The sequence below is a fragment of the Brevundimonas sp. Root1423 genome (genome assembly GCF_001426805.1).
In genome coordinates, this window is the sequence record NZ_LMFL01000014.1 from 47,583 (window position 1) to 54,672 (window position 7,090).

The following is a 7,090-nucleotide window of genomic DNA, read 5'->3' on the forward strand; positions in this document are numbered from 1 at the left end:
TTTGCCGGCGTTGATCAGGTCGGCGTCGACCTCGTCCTCATAGGGGAAGGGGCCCATGCCCAGCATGCCGTTYTCGGACTGGAGGGTGACCTCCATGCCGTGCGGGATGTAGTTGGCCACMAGGGTCGGAATGCCGATGCCGAGGTTGACGTAGAAGCCGTCCTGCAGCTCTTTCGCGGCGCGGGCGGCCAGTTGTTCGCGGGTGCGGGCCATTATGCGGTCTCCCGGGTACGGACGGTGCGTTGCTCGATGCGCTTCTCGGGCACGGTCAGGACGATGCGGTCGACATAGACGCCGGGGGTGTGGATGCAGTCGGGGTCCAGGGAGCCGGTCGGGACGATGTGTTCGACCTCGACGACCGTGACCTTGCCGGCCGTGGCCATCATCGGGTTGAAGTTGCGGGCGGTCTTGCGGAACTGGAGATTGCCGCGGCCGTCGGCCTTCCAGGCCTTGATGATCGACAGGTCGGCCAGGAGCCCCGTCTCCATGATGTAGCGCTCGCCGTTGAAGGTGCGCTCTTCCTTGCCTTCGGCGACCAGGGTGCCGACGCCGGTCTTGACGAAGAAGGCCGGGATGCCGGCCCCGCCGGCGCGAATGCGTTCGGCCAGGGTGCCCTGGGGGTTGAACTCCAGCTGGAGCTCGCCGGCCAGGTACTGGCGCTCGAACTCCTTGTTCTCGCCGACGTAGGACGAGATCATCTTGGCGATCTGGCGGGTCTCCAGCAGCTGGCCGAGGCCGAAGCCGTCGACGCCGGCGTTGTTGGAGATGACGGTCAGGCCCTTGACGCCGCTGTCGCGCAGGGCGGCGATCAGGTGCTCGGGAATGCCGCACAGGCCGAAGCCGCCGGACATGACGGTCATGCCGTCGAAGGTCAGGCCCTCGAGGGCGGACGCCGCGTCGGGGAAGATCTTCCGCATCGCTTCCTCATATTTTCACCGCTTGATGAATATTCGCGGCGCTCGTCCGTCCGTAACGTGGCGAGGCGGGACGGGCAAGGCGGGCCGGAAAAAACACCGTCCAAACCGTCCAGACCGTCCAATGCCTCCGGCTCGCGTCAGGCCGAAGAGAAGAAAACACCGTCCAAAGCGTCCATAACGTCCACTTCGTCCGACGGCCGTCGACGCCCATCCGCACTATGGCGGCGCCCTACGTCAGAATCGGACGGACCCATGGGTCACCGGTTGGCCCGGCGGCGCGCCGCGGACCCGGTATCGGGCGCCCTTGAGCATCATCGTCAGCGCCTCCCAGTGGATGCCCCAGGTGACCTTCCAGGTCAGGAAGGGGTGGGTGACGAAGGCTCGCAGCAGCTGGCCGTCGGTCAGGGGGCGACGGAGGCCGGCGAAGCTGGCGGTCAGGATGGGCGTGTCGCCGCGACGGACGGCGACCACGACGGAGACGGCTTCTCCCGGCGGACGGACGGTGAAGTCGTAGGTCAGGTCCCGGTCCATGAAGGGAGAGACGAAGAACCGCTTTTCGACGGACTGGCGGATCAGTGCGGGAGCGCCCCCTCCACCATGCTCCGCATGGTCCGGTCGTCGAAGCGGCTCCGCCGCTTCTTCCTCCACCCCCCTGGGGGGAGGAGACGGAACCGCCACCAGATAGCTGTGGCGCTCGTGGAAGGTGTTGGTGACTTCGTACAGCAGGGCGGCGAGGGCGCCGTCGGGGGTGTGGCAGAAGAAGACGCTGATCGGGTTGAAGCCGTAGCCGAGAATGCGCGGCATGGTCAGCAGGCGGATCGGGCCGCCGGCGATGTCGATGCCCGCCGCGGCGAGATGAGCCTCGATCTGGAGGCGCAGCGGCCGACCGGAGCGGTCGCCATGGTCGGCGGTCCTGAGGGTGATCGGGCCGAACCGGCGGCGGAGCAGGCGCAGGCGGTCCTGCAGTCCGTCCAGCTCGTCGAGGTCGGCGAGCACCATCCAGAGACGGTAGCGCAGGCGATGGTCAAAGGTGCGGGTGCGCTGGTGCACGACCTCGCCGACGTAGAGGGCGGAGGACAGGCCGGCTCCCCCCTTTCCGTCATCCTCGGGCTTGACCCGAGGATCGGACGAAGGGCGGCCAAGACCGGCCGTGGTGATCCGCTGATCCCGACTTCGGCCCATGAAACCGAGGGTCGGATCGTCTGATCCTCGGGTCAAGCCCGAGGATGACGGGGCGTGGGGATGGGCGAGGGTCACGCCGCCTCGGTCAGCCGGTCCGGGGCGCCGGACGGATCGTGCACATGGATGCGGCCGCTCTCGTGAGCCACGGTCCATGGACGGCGGACGCCGCCCAGCTGTTCGGCCACCGCCAGACCGGCCTGCAGGCCGTCCTCGTGGAAGCCCGAACCGAACCAGGCGCCCGCGAACCAGACATTGCGGCGGCCCTGGAGGCTCCACAGTTTCGACTGGGCGGCGACGGCGGCGGCGTCGAAGACGGGGTGTTCGTAGTCCCATTCGCCGATCACGAGTTCGGGGTCGGGGGCCTTGGCGGGATTGAGGCTGACGAACAGGGGCGGGCCGGGCAGGCTCTGAAGTTCGTTCATCCAGTAGGTGACGCCGCCTTCGCCCGCGCGGTCGGAATAGCCGAGGTGGGTCCAGGCCGCCCAGGCCTTGCGCCGTTTGGGCATCAACGCCGTGTCCCGGTGCAGGATCACCCTGTTGGGCCGGTATTCGATGGCGCCCAGCAGGCGCCGGTCCTCGGCCGAGGAGGACTCCAGGAGCGCCAGGGCCTGATCGGAATGGGTGGCCAGGACGACGGCGTCGAAGCGCTCGATCCGGCCGTCGGCGAAGCGCAGGGCCGCGCCGTCGAGACCGCGCAGGACGCCGGTGATCCCGGCGTCCGTGACGACCCGGCCGCGGAAGGCCTCGACCAGACGGGAGACATAGGACCGGCTGCCGCCGTCCACGGTGCGCCAGGTCGGCTTCAGGTCCACCTTGAGCAGGTTGTGGTTCATGTAGAACCGCACGAAGGAGGCCGCCGGATAGCCGGCCATCTGCCCCATGGTGCACGACCAGATGGCGGCGGCCTGGGGCAGCAGATGGGCCTCACGGAACAGGGTGCCGTAGCCGCCGCGGGTCAGGTAGGCGTCGAGGGTTTCGCCCGACTTCTCGAGCGCGGGCAGGTCGCGCGGGGCCTGTTTCTGGAAGCGCAGCACGTCGCCGATCATGCGCCAGAATCTGGGGCTGGCGTAGTTGCGCTTCTGGGCGAACAGGGCGCCGATGCCCTGGCTGCAATATTCGAAGGCCCCGTCGTCGATCGAGACGGCGAAGGACATCATGGCCGGCTTGGTCGGCACCTTCAGATGTTCGAACAGGGCCGTCAGATTGGGATAGTTGGCCTCGTTGTAGACGATGAAGCCGGTATCGACGGCGACCGGTTCTCTGGGCGAGGGGGCGTCGACGGTATGGGAGTGACCGCCCAGCCGGCTGTCCGCCTCGAACAGGGTCACGTCGTGCGACTGCGACAGGAGCCAGGCGCAGGACAGGCCCGAGATGCCCGAACCGACGACGGCGATGCGCTGGCCGGGAGGCGTCGGGGATGTGGCGACGAGGTGGGGGGGCATGCAGGCTCCAGCGAAACTCGCGAACAGCTACGAGCCGGGGGCTGTGATGGATGCCGTACATCCGGATGCGACGCCGGCCCGTAGCTGGATGGGTCGTCAGCCTGTCAGGACCAAAGCATGAGCCTCGCCACCGCCGCCATTCGCCGGCTTCAGGATGCGCCGTTTCCCGATCTCGTCGCCCGGCCGGCGATCGACAGCCTGGTCTCGGAGGCGCGCAAGAGGCTGGATCGGGAAGGGCCGCACGACGAGGCGGCCTTCGCCCGCGACATGGCCAAGCGGGCGATCGCCGAGCACACGACGGCGGCCAATGAGCAGCACTACGAACTGCCGCCGGAATTCTTCCAGCTGTGTCTGGGGCAACGGCTGAAATACTCGTGCTGCCTGTACCCGACCGCGGAAACGACGCTGAACGAAGCCGAGGAGGCCGCGCTGGACGAGACCTGCGCCCACGCCGCCCTGACGGACGGGCAGCGCGTGCTGGAACTGGGCTGCGGCTGGGGCTCGCTGAGCCTGTGGATGGCCGAGCGGTACCCCCGGTCGAGAATCACCGCCGTGTCGAACAGTCATGGCCAGCGCCAGCATATCGAGGCCCAGGCCGCCGCCCGGGGCCTGACCAATCTGACGGTCATCACCGCCGACATGAACGACTTCCACGCTCCGACGCCCATGGGCGAGGGCTATGACCGGATCGTCTCGGTCGAGATGTTCGAGCATATGGCCAACTGGCGGGCGCTGCTGGGACGGGCGCACGGCTGGCTGAAGCCGGGCGGGCGGATGTTCATCCATGTCTTCACCCACCGCGACGCGCCGTACCGGTTCGACCACACCGACAGCGGCGACTTCATCGCCCAGCATTTCTTCACCGGCGGGGTCATGCCCAGCCGGGGGCTGATGCGGCAGTTCCCGGACCTGTTCGAGGTCGAGCGGGAATGGACCTGGAACGGGGTGAACTACAGGCGCACCGCGGACGACTGGCTGGCCAATATGGACGCCAACGGCGACCGGGTGATGGAGCTGATGCGGGAGACCTACGGCGCCGACGCGCTCCTGTGGCGGAGGCGCTGGCGGCGGTTCTATCTGGCGACGGCCGGGCTGTTCGGCAATGACGACGGAAACACCTGGGCGGTCAGCCATTACCTGCTGAAGCCGGTCTGACGGAGCAGAACCGATGATCAAATATGTCGCCGCCTATCTGGGCGCCGGGCTGACCTTCGCCGCGGTCGACGCGGTCTGGCTGACGACCATGACCGACCGGCTGTACAGGCCGGTGCTGGGTCCGATCCTGGCCGACAAGCCTGACATGAAGGCCGCCGTGGCCTTCTACCTGATCTCGATCGCGGGGACGGTGTTCCTGGCCGTGGAACCGGCATTGCGCGAAGGGGCGTGGCAGAGGGCGGCGATCAACGGGGCGGTGCTCGGGTTCGTGGCCTATGCGACCTATGACCTGACCAATCAGGCGACGCTGAATGTCTGGTCGACGCGACTGACGATCATCGACCTGTGCTGGGGCACGGCCCTGACGACCCTGTCGGCGCTGGGGGGCTATTTCGCCGCGCGCTGGGCTGAAGGACGGTTCGGCTGACGCCGACCCTGGGGGCCGAAGGCCGCTTCGGTTAACCTTTTTCTTCCCGTGAGACGGGCGCGAGGTGGCGGTCGGGCGGCGATAAGGTAAAAGGTCCGACGGAACGGGGTTCAGTCGGGGAAAAGTCTTGCGTGCTGGCGTCAACGCTCTGACGGCGACCTTCGCGGTCGGCGTGCTGGCCGGGCTGGTGCTGACGCCCGACGGCCGGGCATGGCTGCGCCATCCGACCATCATGCTGGGCGACAGGGCCGCGGCGTCCGCCCCGCCCGCGCCGGTGGCGCCGGTCGTTCCGGTCGCGGCGCCGGTCCTGCCGACGGTGACGCCGCTGGACGCGCGACTGGCCCGCGGGCCGCTGCGCATCGGCGTGTTCGGGGATTCCATGGCCGACGGCCTGTACGCAGGCCTGTACCGCGACCTGCAGCACACGCCGGATGTGACGGTGAGCAAATTCTCGCAGGTGTCGACGGGGCTGAGCCGCTACGACTACGTCGACATCCAGGCGAAGACCCGGGGCCAGCTGGACGCGCAGCCGGTGGATGTCGCGATCATGCTGTTCGGCACCAATGACGCCCAGGGCATCGAGATGGACGGGCAGATCCATCCGTTCGGCTCGGACGGCTGGAAGGCCGCCTACGCCAAGCGGGTCGACGACCTTGTGGGCCTGCTGCGCAGCCGCGACGTGGCCGTCTACTGGGTCGGCCTGCCACGGATGAAGCGGGCGTCGTTCGACGCCAGGATGACGCTGATCAACGGCGTCGTCGAGGCGCGGATGCGGGCGCTGGGCGTGCCGTACATCGAAACCACCGCCCTGACCTCGAACGATGAGGGCGGGTATGAAGCCTATCTCCCCGCCGACAGCGGGCGACGCGTGCTGATGCGGGCCAACGACGGAATCCACATGTCGATGGCCGGATATTCGCGGCTCAGCGCGCCGGTGACGGCGCGCCTGAAGCACGACGCGGGGCTGGATCGGCCGGCGGCTCCCCTCGCGGCGCCCGCCGCCTGAGGATGAGGCGCCTGGAGGCGGTCATCGCAGCCGGTCTGTGCGCCGCGGCGCCCGGGGCCGCCGCGCAGGAGATTCCCTATCTGTCGCTGTCGCGGTCGGCGCCGGGGGCCTCGATCTGCGCGGGCGGGCTGTGTCAGCCGGGGACGCTGACGGGGTTCTTTCAGGCCCTGGCCGACACCGAGGCCGGGCGGCGCGTCGCCCCGGTGAGGGTCGTCCAGTACGGCGACAGCCATACGGCCGGGGCGCGCGTCACGGGTCGGGTTCGGGCGCAGCTTCAGGGGCGCTTCGGCTATGCCGTCGATGGGGCCGCGCCGGGACTGATGATGAGCGAGGTCGGCGTGGTGGGGGCGACGCTGGAGACGTTCGCGGGCTGGCCGGACAGGCCGGAGCTGGCGGGGGCGGACCTCGTCATTCTGGCGCTGGGCGTCAACGACGGCTTCGAGGATGGTCTTGATCCGGGCGCCTGGGAGGCGCTGCTGCGGGCGCAGGTGCAGCGGCTGCGCGGCTGGGGCGCGTCGGTGCTGATCCTCGGCGCGCCCGACGCCCAGCGGACGGGCGCGGCGGGGGGCTGCAGCGCCGACGGCCGGCGCGCGCCGCCCCCCTCGCTGGCCGTGGTGCGGGACGTGCAACGCCGGGTCGCCGCCGACATGGGTGTGGCGTTCTGGGACTGGCACGGGCGGATGGGCGGCGAYTGTTCGGCGGACCGGCTGGCGATGCAGGCCGAGCCCTTCATGCGCGGCGACCGGGTGCATTTCACCTCGGCCGGGGCCGACTGGATCGGCGGCGTGCTGACCGACGACCTTCTGGCCGCCTATGACGCGTGGAAGGCGGGAGGGCCGCGCTAGATGCTGTTCCCGACCCTKGCCTTCGGCGTCTTCTTCCTGTTCGTCTATTTCACSGCCTGGTCGCTGGATCGCGAGAACGGGCGGCGSAAGCTGTTCCTGCTGCTGGCCAGCTGGTT

At 69.0% G+C, this 7,090-nt stretch carries 8 protein-coding genes; 4 read left to right on the forward strand and 4 right to left on the reverse strand.

What is annotated here, in order from left to right; all coding sequences use genetic code 11:
• The 4 genes from ASD25_RS11155 to ASD25_RS11170 all read right to left on the reverse strand — a co-directional run.
• The coding region (locus ASD25_RS11155; protein WP_304439651.1) for a CoA-transferase at window positions 1–213 on the reverse strand (213 nt) is incomplete at its 3' end.
• Window positions 213–917, reverse strand: coding sequence for a CoA transferase subunit A (locus ASD25_RS11160; protein WP_055831500.1), 705 nt, complete (start codon window positions 915–917; stop codon window positions 213–215). The genes ASD25_RS11160 and ASD25_RS11155, both read right to left, overlap by 1 nt.
• 234 nt (window positions 918–1,151) lie before the next feature.
• The gene (locus ASD25_RS11165; RefSeq protein WP_235562707.1) at window positions 1,152–2,135 is read right to left on the reverse strand and encodes a DUF1365 domain-containing protein; all 984 of its coding nucleotides are present in this window, start codon (window positions 2,133–2,135) and stop codon (window positions 1,152–1,154) included.
• Between the two features lie 35 nt (window positions 2,136–2,170).
• The gene (locus ASD25_RS11170; RefSeq protein WP_055831498.1) at window positions 2,171–3,541 is read right to left on the reverse strand and encodes an NAD(P)/FAD-dependent oxidoreductase; all 1,371 of its coding nucleotides are present in this window, start codon (window positions 3,539–3,541) and stop codon (window positions 2,171–2,173) included.
• A 117-nt stretch (window positions 3,542–3,658) separates the two neighbouring features.
• Here ASD25_RS11170 and ASD25_RS11175 point away from each other — a divergent pair, with 117 nt between their 5' ends.
• The 4 genes from ASD25_RS11175 to ASD25_RS11190 all read left to right on the forward strand — a co-directional run bounded on the left by ASD25_RS11175 (window position 3,659) and on the right by ASD25_RS11190 (window position 6,974).
• Complete coding sequence (locus tag ASD25_RS11175; RefSeq protein ID WP_055831495.1) at window positions 3,659–4,696, forward strand: cyclopropane-fatty-acyl-phospholipid synthase family protein; 1,038 nt, start codon at window positions 3,659–3,661, stop codon at window positions 4,694–4,696.
• A 13-nt stretch (window positions 4,697–4,709) separates the two neighbouring features.
• Window positions 4,710–5,123: a DUF2177 family protein gene (locus ASD25_RS11180; RefSeq protein WP_055831493.1), complete on the forward strand. Its 414-nt coding sequence runs from the start codon at window positions 4,710–4,712 to the stop codon at window positions 5,121–5,123.
• A gap of 127 nt (window positions 5,124–5,250) precedes the next feature.
• On the forward strand, window positions 5,251–6,129 hold the full coding sequence (locus tag ASD25_RS11185; protein WP_055831491.1) for a DUF459 domain-containing protein: 879 nt from the start codon (window positions 5,251–5,253) through the stop codon (window positions 6,127–6,129).
• Between the two features lie 2 nt (window positions 6,130–6,131).
• Window positions 6,132–6,974 (forward strand): GDSL-type esterase/lipase family protein, encoded by an 843-nt coding sequence (locus tag ASD25_RS11190; protein ID WP_055831489.1) that lies wholly within the window; start codon window positions 6,132–6,134, stop codon window positions 6,972–6,974.
• Window positions 6,975–7,090: the final 116 nt, after the last annotated feature.